Source organism: Streptomyces aurantiacus, assembly GCF_001418335.1.
In the GTDB taxonomy this organism is placed as follows: Bacteria; Actinomycetota; Actinomycetes; order Streptomycetales; family Streptomycetaceae; genus Streptomyces; species Streptomyces aurantiacus.
Map to the genome: position 1 here is coordinate 1 of NZ_LIPP01000112.1, position 16328 is coordinate 16328.

Genomic DNA, 16328 nt, shown 5'->3' on the forward strand with positions numbered 1-16328 from the left:
CCCCGCGCCACCTCCCCCGTGCCGGCCGATGCCGGCCCGAGCAGCCGTCCAGCAGGTCCTTGCCGAACGTCACCGGCTCACTCGTCCAGTGGGCCGGTGACGGCTGTCCGCGGCCGAGGCAGTGTCAGGGGGGCGGGGGTCGTCGGGCACATCTGACAGATGTGGACAAGATGCGACTGTTGCTGTCCGATGGAGACCGGCGTCAAGGATAGACTGCGGCAACCGAACGACCCTTTTCTTACGTGTAGTTGATGACCGTGAACACCAGGGTGGCGAGGGATGTAGATCGTCACGGACCCACGTCCGGGGCGCTCACGTTCAGGCAGAGGACAAGGGAGAATCACCCCGATGCACCACCAGGACACAGGGTCCCCGGACGAGAGCCCTGAGCGGCTGGTCGCTGATCGCTACCGGCTGCTGTCCACGCTCGGGGAGGGTGGCATGGGAACGGTGTGGCGCGCTCGCGACGAGGTGCTGCGCCGCGAGGTCGCCATCAAGGAGGTACGGGCTCCCTCCGGACTGTCCGCCGACAAGATCCAGCGCATGTACACCCGGCTGGAACGGGAGGCGTGGGCCGCGGCTCGTATCGCCGCCCCCAGTGTGATCACCGTGCATGACGTGGTCACCGACGGCGGCCGTCCCTGGATCGTGATGGAACTCGTCCGGGGCCGCTCGCTCGCCGACCTGCTGGGGACCCAGGGGGCGTTGAGCCCGCAGGAGGCCGCGCGGATCGGAGCCGAGGTACTGGGCGCGCTGCGCGCCGCGCACGACGCCGAGGTGCTGCACCGCGACGTGAAACCGGCCAACGTCCTGCTCGCCGACGACGACAGAGTGATCCTCAGCGACTTCGGCATCGCCATGGTCCTTGGCGACACCGCGCTCACCATGACCGGCGAGGTCGTCGGTTCCCCCGAATACCTCGCGCCGGAACAGGCGTTGGGCCGCCCCCTGGGCCCGGCGACAGACCTGTGGTCCCTCGGCGTCCTGCTCTACACGGCCGTCCAGGGCCGTTCGCCCTTCCGGCAGGACAGCGCCCTGGGCACCCTGCGCGCCGTGGTCGACGACGCACCGCCCCTCCCGCACCGGGCCGGCCCGCTGGCAGCGGTCATCGACGGCCTCCTGCGCAAGGACCCCGCCGAGCGGGCCACCGCCGAACAGACGGCGCGGGACCTGCGGCTCATAGCCGCCGGCGGTACGCCCGACGCCGACTCCACGGAGACCGGCACGGCACCGACGACCACTGTCTCCGCGCAGACCGGTGACGAACGCCCTTCGGTACAGCCCGCGTCCCTCGGCACCACGGCGACGGACATCAGGGGTACGGACATCACGGCTGCGGACATCACGGCGACGGACATCACGGCGACCGACGTCAGGGCGACGGAGATCACCAGCACACCCACCGTCCCTGTGCGGACCTCGTCCGACACCTCGGTGACGGCGACCGGCGGCACGCTCCCCGTGTCATCGCAGTCCCCGGCGCCGGACATGACCGTGCCGGACATCGCCGGGACCCCCGCGCTCTCGGCCTCGGCCCCGGCCCGCCCGGCAACACCCCCCGCGCCCCCGCAGGTTCCGCCGGCGTCCTCTCTCCCGACGGTGTCCGCGCCGCCGGTCACCGCCGGGACGCCCACGTCCCCTCAGCCGCAGCGCAGCCGGCGCACGAGGAACATGCTGGTGGCGCTGGCGACCGTGTCCGTGCTGCTTCTGGGCGGGCTGGGTTACGCCCTGACGCGCACCGGGGACGATGACGGGGCGGACGCCAAGGACCCCGCCGCGGGGACGAGTTCACCCGCACCGCAGGCCCAGAACGAATCGGGCGCCGGGGAGCCGCCGCCCGTGACGGTGTCGGTCACCGGGACGAACACGACGTACGCCGGGAGCTGCCCGCCGGAGCAGGGACAGGCTCCCGCGTTCACGGCCACCTTCGAGGTGACGGAGCTGCCCGTGCGGTTCACCTACCGATGGGTGTCCGCGGAGGGGTCGGTCGTCGACCGGGCCTGGCGGGCGCTGTCGTTCTCGGAAGGCGGCCCCCGCACCCACCAGGAGACGATCCGCGTGACGACGTACGCGCAAGGGGGGACGCTGTCGAGTGCGATGGGCGTGGAGATCAAGTCGTCGCAGCAGACCATCTCCGACACGGTGCCGTTCACGCTGACCTGCGAGTGAGGGGCGGGGCGGTGGCCCTGACCCCTCGGTGTTCCGCGTCCGCCGACCGGCCCGACACGGACCCCGCTGTTCTGCGATCAAGAACCCGGTGTGCCCATCGGACCCGGTTTCCGTGTCCGTGATGGTCCAGTTCGCCCTCGTACCGGATCGACCGCTTGCGCGGTCCTCGCCCGGTGCCGGGGCACGTCTCCAAGGAGTTTGAGTGTCGTCGGTCATCGTGGGACGCACGGGTCCCTTCAGTGGTCAGAGTGTGGTGCTGGGCACCGCTTCCCTACGGTTCGGGCGCAAGAGCGACAACGATGTGATCATCCTCAGCACCAGCGCCTCCCGGCTGCACGCCGAGATCGTCGTGGAGGACGACACGTTCGTCCTCCACGACCGGAACAGCAGGAACGGCACCTACGTCAACGAACAACGGGTGACCCGGCATGTGCTGGCCCCGGGCGACGTCATCCGGATCGGCGACGAGACCTTCCTGTTCGAGACGCAGGAAGCCCTGGAGACGGTCATGGACCTCTCCCAGCTCGACCTGCCGCGCCCCACGGCCCTGGCGAACCCCAGCGCGCTGCGCGTCACGATCGCCGGCGGGGGTCCGGTCGGTCTCGCCTTCGCCCTGATGCTGGAGAACGCGCTGCAGGGACGCGTGCTCATCTCCGTGTACGAGGGACGCTGGGCCAAGGCCGGCTCCGCGGTCGTCTGGAAGGACGAGACGCAGGGGAACGTCCGCCGTCAGCAGGTCGTCACCGTGCAGAGCCGGCAGTACCTCGCCCTGACCGAGGAGATGCAGTCCGCGCTGTTCGACGCGGGCCAGTTCTCCGAGATGTGGCCCGTCGGACCCGACTCCGTCGACGGCAGGCCGCCCCGCAACATCCGGATCGCCTACGTCGAGGACCGGCTGCTGGCGCTGGCCAACAGCAAGTCGGCGATCCGGCTGATACCCAAACGCTTCGACGCGTCGGAGCACGAGCACCGGCTCACCCAGGAACACGTCCTGGCGATCTGCGACGGCGGACGGTCCCGCACCCGCGAACACTACGGCGACCGCTTCGGCGCGGCCGACGCCTCCATCTACTCCCTCGACGGCGAACACCTCCAGGACGTGGTCCTCGGCCTGCGGGTCAAGTCGCCCCTCACGGACCAGATGAGCGTCCTGCTGACCGTGTCGCAGAACAGGTTCCTGCTCAACTCGCTTCGTGGCGAGGGCTTCCTGAACATGCGGCTCACCCGGGAAGAGATCAAGGCCGTGGTCGGTATCGATCCGGTCCGGCAGGTCTTCGAGGAGTGCATCGCCGCACGCCCCTGCGTCATGAGCCGCCACGAGGACAACGAGTTCGTCTGTCCCACCCACGGCACCCTCTTCCTGCCCGCCCTGCTGCGCGGCTCGGCGCTGTGGAAGCGGATCCAGGAGGGCCTGCGGCTGTTCGGTGTGGCGGAGGACGACCTCAGCGCCATCACCTCGTTCCGGCTGGACATGGTGCAGCGCCCCCGGTTCACGGCGCAGCTCAGCCGCTCGACCGCGGCGAGCCCGGGAACGTACGGCTTCCTGCTGGGCGACGCGGCCAACGCCATCCACTTCTGGCCGGGGCGCGGGCTCAACAGCGGCCTGGCCTCCGCCGTGTCCCTGGCCCGCTCGCTCAGCCGCACCTGGCAGGGCCGGCCGTTGCGCGACGCCGACTTCATCCGGCACGAGGCGGCGATGTCCATGCTGCAGTACCGGCACAAGAGCCGTGCGTGGAACGCCATGGTCACCACCGACGAGCAGGGTGTCACCCGCGCCATCAAGGACGTCATCGCCCGCAGCATGGAGGAGGTCCAGGCCGGGCCCCAGGCCCCGGCCGCCGGTCCCGAGGCGGAGCAGCCCGACCTGGAGTCGCTGCTGGAGCGCATGGTCGCGATACGCGAGCGCCTCGCGACCCGCCTGTCCGGACTGCCCACCGACGAGGAACTGCGCCACCACCTCGCCACGCTCGCGCCGACGACCCTGCGGACGCTCCAGGAGAGCGGTGCGTGGGACACGCTGATCGTCGGCGGGGAGGAGGCCGACATCGACCTCTTCTACGGGGCCGACGCGCCCATCTACGCCCCCCGCCCCAGGGACCCACGGGTCGCCGGCGCCGGGCCCGGCCCCCAGGAACCCGCACCCCTCAACCCGGCCTGAGGGAACCGCTGTCGGTGGGACGGCGGTCTTCTGCCGGTGGGGGAGCCGTCCCGCTACGGAGCTGTTTGGTGAGGGAGTCGTCCGGCGGCCGAGTCAGCCGAGTCAGCCGATCTTGAGCAGGAGCTCGGTGAGTTCGGCCGGCACGGTGATCATGCAGTCATGGCCACTCCGCAACTCCCACACCTGGGCCGGAGTGCCGTTGGGCTGGGTCGCGGGAACGGCTCGCCGGACGAGGCCTTCCGGCTCGCTGCCGACGCAGAGGATGTGCGTCCGGGGGATCGCGTCCACCGCGAGGTTGTCGAGTCGGGCCGGCTCCTGGAAGCAGCGCACCGACTCGTCCGACAGCATCGTGCGCAGCCACGCGATGTCCGCCGGGTCGGTGACCCCGAACAGGTTCCCGGCGGCTGGGTCTTCGGGCAACGGGGGAATGCGCCAGGGAGACTCGGAGCCGCGCGCCTGGTCGATCAGGAACTGGGTCACGGGCATGACGTCGATCGCGGTCTCGCCGTCGGTCGGGACCATCGCGTCGACATAGACCAGGTCGGCCACGCGGTCCGGGACCTGGTTGGCCACCGACGAGATGACCAGGCCGGCGTAGCTGTGTCCGACAAGGACCACGTCGGTGAGGTCTTCCTCGACGAGGAGATCGACGACGTCCGCGACATGCGTGTCGAGCCCCACTTCGGGGCTGAGCAGATGAGCCTTTTCGCCGTGGCCGGTCAGCGACGGAGCGAATACACGATGTCCGGCCCGGGCCAGCAAGGGGACCACCCGATCCCATGCCTGGCTACTGTGCCAGGCACCGTGGACGAGCACGTATGTCGTCGTATTCGGATTGCTCATGGGGTTTTCCCTTTCACGGGTTCTCAATAACTCGATACAGCCGCGCTGCATGAGACAGACGTTACTGAGCCGATAGGTACCTACTGGTAACCGTTGACTGTCAGGGGCATCGCGAGAGACGCGGTCGGCCTGTCAGATTCGCGGGAGCCGGTCGCGTATGAGAGCGATCCCGAGGGCGCCGGCCGCCGCTGTGATCGCCAGCCCGACGGCCAGCGCCATGGCACTGAACGCGACACCGGCGGCGTCGCTGATGACACCCGCGGTGAGTGACAGCATCGCGGCAGGCAGATACGCGCCCACGCTGAGAGACGAGTTGGCCGCCGCCAGGCGGTGAGCGGGGACCGCGGTGTTGAGCAGGGTGAACCCGGCGAACTGTCCCGCACCTTGTCCGGCGCCGATGAGAACTGCAGCGACGAAAAGGAGCAACGGGGAATTTTCCGAGGCCGCCGCATAAAGGGCTGCCATTCCCGCGACTGTGCTCAGAGACCCGCCTGTCAGGATTCTCGGCAGGCTGGTGCGCCGGGCCGCGAACTGGACCAGTGTCGCTGCGGTGAAGGCGGCGAAGACCAGTGATCCGGCCGTCGCCGTGCTGGTTTCCCGGTCCATTTCGTAAAGGAGAGAAGGGCCGAGCGAAAGGAAGAAAGACCCTCCGGAAAGTCCGGGCGCGAACACGGAGATGCCGAGCACGAGATGGATCAGCTGCTCGCGTGGCACGGAAGGCAGTCGGATGAGAGGGCCCTCGCGGCGGGGCTGGGGCTTGAGGGGCATTCTGGTGACGATCAGGAGTGAGGCCAGGAGCAGGACCAGCACGGTCCCGAAGACCGGCGTGACTGGATCCGGTGCCGTGTTCGCGACGAGGCCTGCGAAGAGGGGACCCAGACCGGATCCGAAGACCATCGCGGAGGACGACAGAAGGGCCGCCAGTCTTCTGCGGTGCGGTCCGGCGATGTCCGCGACCGCGGCCATGCCGCACGAGACGACGGCACCGACGGCGACCCCCGTCATGAGACGCGCCGCGAGCAGGGCGGGCACGGAAGAGGCGAAGAGGAGGATCACACAGCCGGCGACGGACAGGGCGAGAGCCGGCAGGAGGACCGGCTTGCGGCCGATCCGGTCGGAGACCGGGCCGGCGATCAGCAGCGACGCCAGGAGTCCCACGATGTAGATGGCGAAGATCCACGTCAGGGTGGACTGCGAAAACCCCATGTCCCGCTGCCACACGGCATACAGCACCGTCGCGGCGTTGGACAGGACGAACAGCGAAACGATGGGGACGGCAGCCAGCCACACCCACCGGACCGAACTGACAGTCGGTGTGTCTTCCGCGCTGCGCACGGGTGCTCGCTGCTTCTTTCCCCTGGGACCAGAGCTGTGGTGGGTCGGTGTGAGAGGCATGCGTGGCTCCGTGCGTGAGGCGTACCGGGGGATCGCGGATCACGCCGGTCGGGGATGCGGCGAGGACGGGGTGCCGACCGGGTCCCGGGCGAGGGAGGCGGTCGACACCCCGCAGGAGAGGGCTCCGGCGGCCGTGTGCGCGGCGTCGCCCGTGTGTCAGGCCCGGGCCTTCAGCGCGTCCACGACGGCGTCGGCCATGGGGGCGCTGGAGGCGGGGTTCTGGCCGGTGACGAGGTTGTCGTCGCGGATGGTGAACGCCTGGTAGGGCTCGCCCTGTTCATGGCGGGCGCCCTTCTCCCGAAGGGTGCCGGCGAGCAGCCAGGGGGCGTTGTCCGCGGTGCCGAAGAGGCGCTCCTCCTCATCGGTGAAGGCGGCCATCCGGCGTCCGGCGAAGGTCCAGTTGCCTTCGGTGTCGGTCGCGCTGAGGAGCCCCGCCGGGCCGTGGCAGACAGCTCCGATGATCTTGCCCTGGCGGTCGGCGTCCGCCAGCAGACGGCCGAGGTCACTGTCCTGGTAGAGGTCGACGACGGGGCCATGCCCCCCGGGCAGCACGATCGCGTCGTAGCTGTCGGCGGTGATCTCGCTCAGCTTCAGGAGCGGACCGAAGTCGTCCAGGGCCCGCTGGGCGTGGGCGACGTGCCGGGCGCAGTCCTCGCCGGCGATCTCCGGGTCGGCGCTGTGCTGGTCCAGGGGCTGCAGTACGCCCCCGGGAGAGGCGAAGTCGACCTCGTACCCGGCTCGGACGAACCTCTCGTGCGGCGCGGCGAGCTCCTCGGCCCAGTAGCCGGTGGGGTACTGCGATCCGTCGTTGCGCTCCCAGAGGTCGGCGGAGGACATGACGATCAGGATCCTGCTCATGGGTGTGGTCCTCTTTCTTCGTGTGAGGTGGGCGTTTCTTGGCACTGAGGTGAGGCCCGGCCGGGATGACTCAAGCCTGGCCCGGGACAACCCCCTCGCGGCCGTCATGATCGGCCCTGCGCTGCCTAGGCCCCGGCAACCTAGGACGCACAGACCCAGGTCCGGCCGGTCGCCGTCGGTCACACTGGACACATGGCACAGAACAACCGTGAACTGGCGGACTTCCTCAAACGCGCACGCAGCCAGAGTGATCCGTCACGTGCCGGACTGCCGCCCGACGGCCGTGTCCGCCGTGTCCCCGGCCTCAGACGGGAGGAGGTCGCCCTTCTGGCGGGGGTCTCCACCGACTACTACGCCCGCCTGGAACAGGGACGGCGCATCGTCCCCTCCCCGGCCGTGGTCGAAGCCATCGGCCGGGCACTCGGCCTCGACGTGGCGGGTCAGGCACACCTCAAGGACCTCATCGGCAGCAGAACCGGACCTGCCCGGAGACGGCCCGCCGACGTACAGCGGCTGCGCCCGGGGCTGTACCAGCTCTTCGACTCGCTGGACGGGGTGCCCGCGCTCGCGCTGGGGCGCCGTACCGACGTGCTGGCCGCCAACCGGATGGCGAAGGCACTCTTCACCGACTTCGACGCCATGCCGCCGCCGCAGCGCAACTACGCGCGGTGGATGTTCCTCGCGCCCGAGACCCGCTCCCTGTTCGTCAACTGGGAGACGCAGGCCCGCGTCGCGGTGGAGAGCCTGCGCCTGGAGGTCGGCCGCAACCCCGACGACCAGGCCACACTCTCCCTCGTCACCGAACTGCGCACCCGCAGCAGCGAGTTCGACCGGTGGTGGGAGGAACACCGGGTCTACCAGCGCACACATGGCTCAAAACGGCTCCTGCACCCCCTGGTCGGCGAGCTCACCGTCGAGTACGAGACCGTCGCCCTGCCCGGCGACCCCGACACGGCCCTCTTCCTGTACACCGCCGAAGCGGGCTCGGCCTCCAAGCAGGCGCTGGACCTCCTCGCCAGCTGGACGCTCACGTCGTCCCCCCGAGCCAACTGACTCCCCGTCCTGCCCGCGCGGCGGCCGGGCTCTTCGAGAGTGAGCGGGCCGACGCCGTTCGACGTACCCCGGCCCGGCCGGGTGCGTGGCACCTCTACGACGATTCGCGTACCACGAGTTCGGTGGGAAGGACGACGTGCTGACGCGGCTCGTCCGGATCGCTGATCTCCTCCAGGAGGATGCGGGCGATCGTGTTGCCGATGTCCTCGACGGGCTGACGCACGCTGGTGAGCGGCGGGTTGCTGTGCCGGGCGATGATGGAGTCGTCGAACCCGACCACCGCCACCTCGCCGGGGACGCTGCGCCCGTGCTTGCGCAACTCCGCCAGCGCGCCCACCGCCATGACGTCCGAGGCGACGAACACCGCGTCGAGGTCGGGGACTTGTTCAAGGAGTGAACGCATCGCGGCCCCGCCGCCCTCCTCGGTGAAGTCGGACGAGACCACCAGGCGTTCCCCGGCTTCGTGGCCCGCCTTCTCAAGGGCCTCGCGCCACCCCTGGAGGCGGCTTCGCGCCACATCCATGTCGAGGGGACCGCTGATCGTGGCGATGGTCCGCCGGCCCCGGGCGAGCAGGTGCCTGACGGCCGCCTCGGCGCCGCCCGCGTTGTCGGAGTGCACATGGCTGAGCGACTCGTCGGGGGAGCGGCGCCCGGCGAGCACCGTGGGCAGCCCCATGTCCTCCAGCAGCCCCGGCAGCGGGTCGTGCTCGTGCACCGAGACCAGCAGGACGCCGTCGACACGCCGCTCCGCCACCGACTCGGTGAGCTGGTCCCGCTCGGCCTGGTCGCGTACCAGTACCAGCTGGAGCTGCGTGCGGGTCGTCGCGAGGGCGGTGCTGACCCCGCGGATGACCGCCGAGAAGTACGGCTCGGAGCCCAGCCTGCTCTCCGACTCGGGGATCACCAGGGCCACGGAGTTCGTCCGGCTGGTCACGAGACCCCGGGCGACCGAGTTCGGTACGTAGTTCAGCTCGGCGATGGCGGCGAGCACGGCGGCCCTGGCCTTCTCGCTGACGAGCTCCGAGCCGTTGATGACTCGTGAAACCGTGGTGCGTCCGACGCCGGCGCGCGCGGCCACGGTCTTGATGGTCGGGCGTTGCCTGCCCACCATGACGCCTCCTCGCTCGCGCGCTGCCCCAACGGCTTTCACCTGCGCATTGTGCCAGACCCCTGAACGGCACCCGAAGGGGCCGAGCGCGACAGTGCGACATCTTTCGGAAACGAAGTGGTTTCAACTTCTTGACAGGAGCCTTTCGCGGCGGCCATGCTCCGGGCCACCGAGTGGGCACGTTCCCATCGTCGTTTGGGAACGTACCCACCGGACGAATCGGGCCTTCGGAGCGGACCGTGGGGCTCGAACTCCGGTGCGTCAGCGCCGCCGCTAGGAGGACGAAATGGGCAAGGCCCGAAGGAATGTGCGTACACGAGCCGTGGCCGCCGTATCGGTTGTGTCGGCTCTCGGTCTGGTCGTGGGCTGCGGAGGCAGTGACAGCGGGGGGACCGGCGGGGGCAAGAAGGACGGCAAGGTCACCATCACCATGGGGCTCTTCGGCGTCATGGGCTTCAAGGAGACCGGCCTGCTCGACAAGTACATGAAGGAGCATCCGAACGTCACCATCAAGGCGGACGTCGCGGGCGACGAGCAGACCTACTACACCGCCCTGCAGACCCACCTGGCCGCCGGCAGCGGGCTGAAGGACATCCAGGGCATAGAGATCGGCCGGGCCAAGGAACTGTCCGACACGCAGAAGGACAAGTTCGTCGACCTGGCAGGGCTGGCCGGGACGGACCACTTCCTGCCGTGGAAGCAGAGCCAGGTCACCACCTCGGACAAGAAGGTCATCGGCCTGGGGACCGACATCGGCCCCATGGCGGTCTGTTACCGCAAGGACATGTTCGAGAAGGCCGGCCTGCCCACCGACCGCGACGAGGTCGCCAAGCTGTGGGAGGGCGACTGGTCGAAGTACGTCGACGCGGGCAAGGAGTTCAAGCAGAAGTCCAAGGACGACAAGGTCGCCTTCATGGACAGCTCCAGCGGGCTGTTCAACGCCATGATCTACGGCGACGCCCAGCAGTTCTACGACAAGAAGGGTGAGTTGATCTACGCCACCAACCCTGTCGTGAAGGACGCGTGGAAGCTGGCCTCCGAGGCGGCCACGTCCGATCTGACCGCCAAGCTCCGGCAGTTCCAGCCCGGCTGGGACCCCGGCCTGGCCAACAGCACGTTCGCCACCACCGTCTGCCCGGCCTGGATGCTCGCGCACATCAGCGAGAAGGCGGGACCGAAGAACAAGGGCAAGTGGGACGTCGCCAAGGCACCCCAGGGCGCCAACTGGGGCGGATCGTTCCTCGGCGTGATGGAGCAGAGCCCCGTCAAGAAGGAGGCGCAGGATCTCCTGGCCTGGCTCACCGCCCCTGAGCAGCAGGCCTACCTCTTCAAGGAGATCGGCAACTTCCCCTCGTCGCAGACCGCGCTGGAGATGCCCGCAGTGGTCGACGCCAAGTCGGACTACTTCAGCGGCGCGCCCATCGGGCAGATCTTCGGAGACGCGGCCAAGGAGATCCCCGACGAGCAGGTGCTCGGCCGCAAGGACGGCACCATCAAGGACATCTTCTCGCAGGGCCTGACGTTGATCGAGGCGCAGAACAAGAGCTCGAACGACGCATGGAAGACCACGAACACGCGCATCGAGAAGGCCACCGGCTGACCCAGGGCTCCGTTGCCCGCCTCCGCAGCCGCCCGGCGTCCCACGCACGGATTCGTGTGGGCCGCCGGGCCCCTGTCCGCCCCCGCACCCTCCAGGAAGGACGCCTTCCGGTGGCCATCTCCACCTCGACACCCCCTGACGGCGCGCCCGGCACCGCTCCGTCGGACGGGTCCGGCACCGGCACGGAGCGACAGCGTCGCCGTACGCTGCTGCACCGTCTCGACGTGCGCGGCGCCCCGTACGCCTTCGTCGCCCCGTTCTTCGTCGTCTTCGCCGCCTTCAGCTTCTACCCCCTCATCTACACCTCGTGGATCTCCCTGCACCGCGTCGAACTGTCGACCCTCGACGTCATGGAGTGGGTCGGCTTCGACAACTACACGGCCCTGTGGGAGGACGACCGCTTCTGGAACGCGCTGTTCAACACGTTCACCATCGGTGTCCTGTCGACCGTGCCCCAGTTGCTGATGGCGCTCGGGCTCGCGCACCTGCTCAACTACCAGCTGCGTGGCTCCACGTTCTTCCGCGTCGCCGCCCTCACGCCGTACGCCACCTCGGTGGGCGCGGCGGCCCTCGTGTTCACGATGCTCTTCGAACGCGACTTCGGCATGATCAACTGGATGCTGAGCCTGTTCGGCGTCGACAACGTCGACTGGGAGAACAACAAGTGGGCCGCGCAGACGGCGATCTCCACGATCGTCATCTGGCGCTGGACCGGCTACAACGCCCTGCTCTACCTCGCGGCGATGCAGGCGATCCCGCGCGACCGCTACGAAGCCGCCGCCATCGACGGCGCCTCGCGGTGGCAGCAGTTCCTGAAGGTCACCGTCCCCGGCATCCGCTCCACCATCGTGTTCACCATCGTCCTGTCCACGATCGGCGCCACCCAGCTCTTCGGCGAGCCCCTGATCTTCGGCCAGGGCCCGAACGGCATCACCGGGGGAGCGGACAACCAGTACCAGACGCTGGGACTGCTGCTGTACGAGGAGGGCTGGAAGAACTACCAGATGGGCCGGGCCGCCACGGTCGCCTGGGCGATGTTCCTGCTGCTCATCGTCGTGTTCATCGTCCAACGACTCGTCGCGCGCGTCCTCGCGCGCAGGGCCTGACCGGGAGATATCCATGACCACAGACAGCATCCCGGTCGAGACGGCGGACGCACGCCCCGGGACCGCGCAGAAGGAACGGAAGGACTCTCCGCGCGGTAAACGGAGCCGGCAGCTGTTCCGGCACCCGGGCGCCGGACGCCAGCACCACGCGGGTCCCGTCGCCTACATCCTGCTGGGGATCGCGTCGCTGTTCTCGCTCTTCCCGCTCTACTGGACGATGGTGGCGGCGTCGAGCGACAACACGCGCGTCACCCAGTCGCCTCCGCCGTTCCTGCCGGGACCCCACCTGCTGGAGAACCTCGGCAAGGCCTGGCAGGACGCCGCGCTTGGCAAGGCCATGCTGAACAGCATGATCGTGGCCGGCGTGATCGCCCTGTCCACGGTGCTGTTCGCCACCCTCGCCGGCTTCGCGTTCGCGAAACTCCGCTTCAAGGGCCGCAACGTCCTGCTCATGCTCGTGATCGGCACGATGCTGGTGCCGCCCCAGCTCGGCGTCGTACCGCTGTTCATGCTGATGACGGAACTGGGCTGGGGCCAGCGGCTGCCCGCCGTCATCTTCCCCACGCTCGTCAGTGCCGTCGGCGTGTTCTTCATGCGGCAGTACCTGACCGAGGCACTGCCCGACGAACTCGTCGAGGCCGGCCGGGTGGACGGTGCGCACTCCCTGCGCATCTTCTGGAGCATCGTGCTGCCGATCGCCCGGCCGCCCATGGCCGTCCTGTTCATGATCACGTTCGTGCACGCCTGGAACGACTTCTTCTGGCCGTTCATCGTGCTCGACATGACCAATCCGACGGTGCCCGTCGCCCTCACCCAGCTGAGCGCGGGATACGTGCGCGACCAGTCACTGATCATGGCGGGCGCCCTGCTCGGCACGCTGCCCCTGCTCGCCATGTTCATCATCTTCGGCCGTCAGATCGTCGGCGGAATCATGCAGGGAGCGGTCAAGGGATGAGCCGCGGACCGTCCCGCCGCAGCCGCGGCCCGCCTGCCTGCGCCACCCCCGCTTCGTCTCTCCCGCCCCTCAGCACATCTGGAAGGACTCACGTGACCACCGTTACCCGACGTGTCGCGCCCGCCCCGGAGCACACCGACGCCATCCGATTCCCGCAGGGATTCACCTGGGGCACGGCGACCGCCGCCTACCAGATCGAGGGTGCCGCCTCCGCGGACGGACGCACCCCTTCCATCTGGGACACCTACTCGCACACGGCCGGCAGGGTGCGCAACGGCGACACCGGTGACGTGGCCACCGACCACTACCACCGCTGGCGCGAGGACGTCGCGATCATGGCCGACCTCGGCGTGAGCGCGTACCGGTTCTCGCTGTCCTGGTCGCGGGTGCAGCCGACAGGGCGCGGCCCCGCCGTCCAGAAGGGGCTCGACTTCTACCGTGCCCTGACCGACGCGCTGCTGGAGAAGGGCATCGAGCCGGTCGTCACGCTCTACCACTGGGACCTGCCGCAGGACCTGGAGGACGCGGGCGGCTGGCCGGAGCGCGTCACCACCGACCGGTTCGCCGACTACGCGACCCTGGCGGCCCGTGCGCTGGGCGACCGGGTGAAGACCTGGACCACCCTCAACGAGCCCTGGTGCAGTGCCTTCCTCGGATACGGCTCCGGCGTCCACGCACCCGGACGCACCGACCCGGTCGCGGCCCTGCGCGCGGCGCACCACCTCAACCTCGCCCACGGCAAGGCGGTTCAGGCGCTGCGCGCCGAACTGCCCTCCCACGCGCGGACGTCCATCACACTCAACGTCCATCACGTCCGGGCGCTGACCGAGGCCGCCGAGGACGTGGACGCGGCCCGCCGGATCGACGCGCTGGCCAACCGTGTCTTCACCGGTCCGATCCTGGAAGGCCAGTACCCGCAGGATCTCCTCCAGGACACGGCGGGGCTCAGCGACTGGTCCTTCGTCCAGGACGGTGACGTCGCCACGATCCACCAGCCGCTGGACTTCCTCGGCGTCAACTACTACACCCCCACCCTCGTCTCCGCCGCCACCGACGAGGCGAGCCACGGCTCCGACGGCCACGGGGCGAGCGAGCACAGCCCCTGGCCCGGCGCCGACCGGGTCGCCTTCCACCGTCCCGCGGGCAGTACCACCGCGATGGGCTGGGCGGTCGACCCCAGCGGTCTGTACGACCTGCTGATGCGACTCACGGCGGACTTCCCCACGACGCCCTTGATGATCACCGAGAACGGCGCCGCGTTCGACGACTACGTCAACCCGGAGGGAGAGGTGGCCGACCCGGAACGCATCGCCTACCTCCACGGCCACCTGTCGGCCGTCCAGCGGGCGATCGTGGCCGGCGCCGACGTGCGGGGCTACTTCCTGTGGTCCCTGCTGGACAACTTCGAGTGGGGCTACGGATACAGCAAGCGGTTCGGCGCCGTCTACGTCGACTACCCGACCGGCAGGCGCATCCCCAAGGCCAGCGCACGGTGGTACGCGGACGTGGCCCGCACCGGCGCGTTGCCGGACGGGGGTGGCGAGAACCGGTGACCTCGCGTGGTCAGGGGACGCGCACCCAGTCGAGGGTGCGCTCCACGGCCCTCTGCCACCCGGCGTAGCCTTCCGCGCGCTGGTCGTCGGACCACAGAGGCTTCCAGCGTCGCGACTCCTTCCAATGGGTGCGCAGTTCGTCGGTGTCCTGCCAGAATCCGATGGCCAGCCCCGCCGCGTAGGCGGCGCCGAGCGCGGTCGTCTCGGCGACCACGGGACGGCTCACGGGGACACCGAGGATGTCGGCCTGGATCTGCATGCAGAGGTCGTTCGCGGTGACTCCGCCGTCGACCTTCAGTACGTCGAGGTGGACCCCGGAGTCCCGTTCCATGGCCTCCACGACGTCGCGGCTCTGATAGCAGATGGCTTCCAGGGTCGCCCGTGCCAGGTGCGCGTTGTCGTTGTACCGGGCGAGACCGACGATCGCCCCGCGGGCGTCGGAGCGCCAATAGGGCGCGAACAGGCCGGAGAAGGCGGGGACGAAGTACATGCCGCCGTTGTCGTCGACGGTACGGGCGAGGTCCTCGCTCTCGGCGGCGGTCTTGATGATCTTCATCTGGTCGCGCAGCCACTGCACCGCGGAGCCGGTCACCGCGATGGAACCCTCCAGCGCGTAGACCACCGGGGCGTCACCGAACCGGTACGCCACGGTGGTGAGCAGACCGTGCCGGGAGCGGACGAGTTCCGTGCCGGTGTTGAGCACGAGGAAGTTGCCCGTGCCGTAGGTGTTCTTGGCCTCGCCGGGCGAGAAGCAGACCTGCCCGACGGTGGCCGCCTGCTGGTCGCCGAGTACGCCCGCGATGGGAACGGCGCCGCGCAGCGGCCGGGAGGTGCGCGTGACGCCGTAGGCCCCCGCGTCCGACGAGGACTTGATGGCGGGCAGCATGGCCCGGGGGATGCCGAAGAAGCCCAGCAGTTCGTCGTCCCAGTCGAGGGTCTCCAGATCCATCAGCATGGTGCGGCTGGCGTTGGTCACGTCGGTGGCGTGGATGCCGCCGTCGGGGCCCCCGGTGAGGTTCCACAGGACCCACGCGTCCGTGTTGCCGAACAGGGCATGGCCCCGCTCCGCCGCCTCGCGTACGCCGTCGACGTTCTCCAGGATCCACTGGATCTTTCCGGCCGAGAAGTACGTGGCCGGCGGCAGCCCGGCCTTGCGACGGATGACGTCACCCTGCCCCGAGCGTTCCAGGGCCGACGCGATCGCGTCGGTACGGGTGTCCTGCCACACGATCGCGTTGTAGTAGGGGCGGCCGTCGCGCGGATCCCAGACCACCGTGGTCTCGCGCTGGTTGGTGATACCGATCGCGACCAGGTCGGTTGCCGACAGGCCCCCGTGCCGCAGCGCGTTCTGTATCACCGAGTTGGTCCGTTCCCAGATCTCCACCGGGTCGTGCTCCACCCAGCCGGAGCGCGGCAGGATCTGGGCGTGCTCCAACTGGTGCCTCGCCACCTCGTTGCCGCCGTGATCGAAGATCATGAATCGGGTGCTGGTGGTGCCCTGATCCACCGCGCCGATGAAGTCCGCCATGG

The 16328-nt window shown here is 69.4% G+C and carries 12 protein-coding genes; 7 read left to right on the top strand and 5 right to left on the bottom strand.

The features are described from left to right. The first annotated feature begins 348 nt into the window (after positions 1 to 348). Both AOK01_RS16275 and AOK01_RS16280 read left to right on the top strand, forming a co-directional pair. The gene (locus tag AOK01_RS16275) at positions 349 to 2169 is read left to right on the top strand and encodes a serine/threonine-protein kinase (RefSeq protein ID WP_055512196.1); all 1821 of its coding nucleotides are present in this window, start codon (positions 349 to 351) and stop codon (positions 2167 to 2169) included. 202 nt (positions 2170 to 2371) lie between these two features. Then, a complete protein-coding gene (locus AOK01_RS16280; RefSeq protein WP_055512198.1) occupies positions 2372 to 4327 on the top strand; it encodes an FHA domain-containing protein in 1956 nt (651 codons plus the stop codon). Between the two features lie 102 nt (positions 4328 to 4429). Here AOK01_RS16280 and AOK01_RS16285 read toward each other — a convergent pair whose 3' ends face one another. From AOK01_RS16285 to AOK01_RS16295, 3 genes are all read right to left on the bottom strand, one after another. Next, the gene (locus AOK01_RS16285) at positions 4430 to 5170 is read right to left on the bottom strand and encodes an alpha/beta hydrolase (protein WP_055512200.1); all 741 of its coding nucleotides are present in this window, start codon (positions 5168 to 5170) and stop codon (positions 4430 to 4432) included. Positions 5171 to 5302: 132 nt separating this feature from the next. Continuing rightward, a complete protein-coding gene (locus tag AOK01_RS16290; RefSeq protein WP_079103464.1) occupies positions 5303 to 6565 on the bottom strand; it encodes an MFS transporter in 1263 nt (420 codons plus the stop codon). A gap of 156 nt (positions 6566 to 6721) precedes the next feature. Beyond that, complete coding sequence (locus AOK01_RS16295; protein ID WP_055512203.1) at positions 6722 to 7423, bottom strand: type 1 glutamine amidotransferase domain-containing protein; 702 nt, start codon at positions 7421 to 7423, stop codon at positions 6722 to 6724. 192 nt (positions 7424 to 7615) lie between these two features. Here AOK01_RS16295 and AOK01_RS16300 point away from each other — a divergent pair, with 192 nt between their 5' ends. Next, positions 7616 to 8476, top strand: a complete 861-nt coding sequence (locus tag AOK01_RS16300; protein ID WP_055512205.1) for a helix-turn-helix transcriptional regulator — start codon at positions 7616 to 7618, stop codon at positions 8474 to 8476. Between the two features lie 94 nt (positions 8477 to 8570). Here the strand turns inward: AOK01_RS16300 and AOK01_RS16305 are convergent, their stop codons facing one another. Next, positions 8571 to 9587 carry a LacI family DNA-binding transcriptional regulator gene (locus AOK01_RS16305; protein ID WP_055512207.1) on the bottom strand — a complete coding sequence of 339 codons (1017 nt, stop codon included), beginning with the start codon at positions 9585 to 9587 and terminating at the stop codon, positions 8571 to 8573. A 283-nt stretch (positions 9588 to 9870) separates the two neighbouring features. Here AOK01_RS16305 and AOK01_RS16310 point away from each other — a divergent pair, with 283 nt between their 5' ends. The 4 genes from AOK01_RS16310 to AOK01_RS16325 all read left to right on the top strand — a co-directional run bounded on the left by AOK01_RS16310 (position 9871) and on the right by AOK01_RS16325 (position 14798). Further along, complete coding sequence (locus AOK01_RS16310) at positions 9871 to 11184, top strand: ABC transporter substrate-binding protein (RefSeq protein ID WP_055512209.1); 1314 nt, start codon at positions 9871 to 9873, stop codon at positions 11182 to 11184. A gap of 116 nt (positions 11185 to 11300) precedes the next feature. Then, positions 11301 to 12290 carry a carbohydrate ABC transporter permease gene (locus AOK01_RS16315; protein WP_055512242.1) on the top strand — a complete coding sequence of 330 codons (990 nt, stop codon included), beginning with the start codon at positions 11301 to 11303 and terminating at the stop codon, positions 12288 to 12290. Between the two features lie 13 nt (positions 12291 to 12303). Continuing rightward, positions 12304 to 13245: a carbohydrate ABC transporter permease gene (locus AOK01_RS16320; RefSeq protein ID WP_055512211.1), complete on the top strand. Its 942-nt coding sequence runs from the start codon at positions 12304 to 12306 to the stop codon at positions 13243 to 13245. A 92-nt stretch (positions 13246 to 13337) separates the two neighbouring features. Further along, on the top strand, positions 13338 to 14798 hold the full coding sequence (locus AOK01_RS16325) for a GH1 family beta-glucosidase (RefSeq protein WP_055512212.1): 1461 nt from the start codon (positions 13338 to 13340) through the stop codon (positions 14796 to 14798). Between the two features lie 10 nt (positions 14799 to 14808). Here the strand turns inward: AOK01_RS16325 and glpK are convergent, their stop codons facing one another. Continuing rightward, positions 14809 to 16326 carry a glycerol kinase GlpK gene (glpK, locus tag AOK01_RS16330; protein ID WP_055512214.1) on the bottom strand — a complete coding sequence of 506 codons (1518 nt, stop codon included), beginning with the start codon at positions 16324 to 16326 and terminating at the stop codon, positions 14809 to 14811. Positions 16327 to 16328: the final 2 nt, after the last annotated feature.

Coding starts and splice junctions, on each gene's coding strand:
- AOK01_RS16310 (WP_055512209.1), top strand. CDS start 9,871: ATGGGCAAGGCCCGAAGGAATGTGCGTACACGAGCCGTGGCCGCCGTA.
- AOK01_RS16295 (WP_055512203.1), bottom strand. CDS start 7,423: ATGAGCAGGATCCTGATCGTCATGTCCTCCGCCGACCTCTGGGAGCGC.
- AOK01_RS16290 (WP_079103464.1), bottom strand. CDS start 6,565: ATGCCTCTCACACCGACCCACCACAGCTCTGGTCCCAGGGGAAAGAAG.
- AOK01_RS16305 (WP_055512207.1), bottom strand. CDS start 9,587: ATGGTGGGCAGGCAACGCCCGACCATCAAGACCGTGGCCGCGCGCGCC.
- AOK01_RS16300 (WP_055512205.1), top strand. CDS start 7,616: ATGGCACAGAACAACCGTGAACTGGCGGACTTCCTCAAACGCGCACGC.
- glpK (WP_055512214.1), bottom strand. CDS start 16,326: ATGGCGGACTTCATCGGCGCGGTGGATCAGGGCACCACCAGCACCCGA.
- AOK01_RS16275 (WP_055512196.1), top strand. CDS start 349: ATGCACCACCAGGACACAGGGTCCCCGGACGAGAGCCCTGAGCGGCTG.
- AOK01_RS16285 (WP_055512200.1), bottom strand. CDS start 5,170: ATGAGCAATCCGAATACGACGACATACGTGCTCGTCCACGGTGCCTGG.
- AOK01_RS16320 (WP_055512211.1), top strand. CDS start 12,304: ATGACCACAGACAGCATCCCGGTCGAGACGGCGGACGCACGCCCCGGG.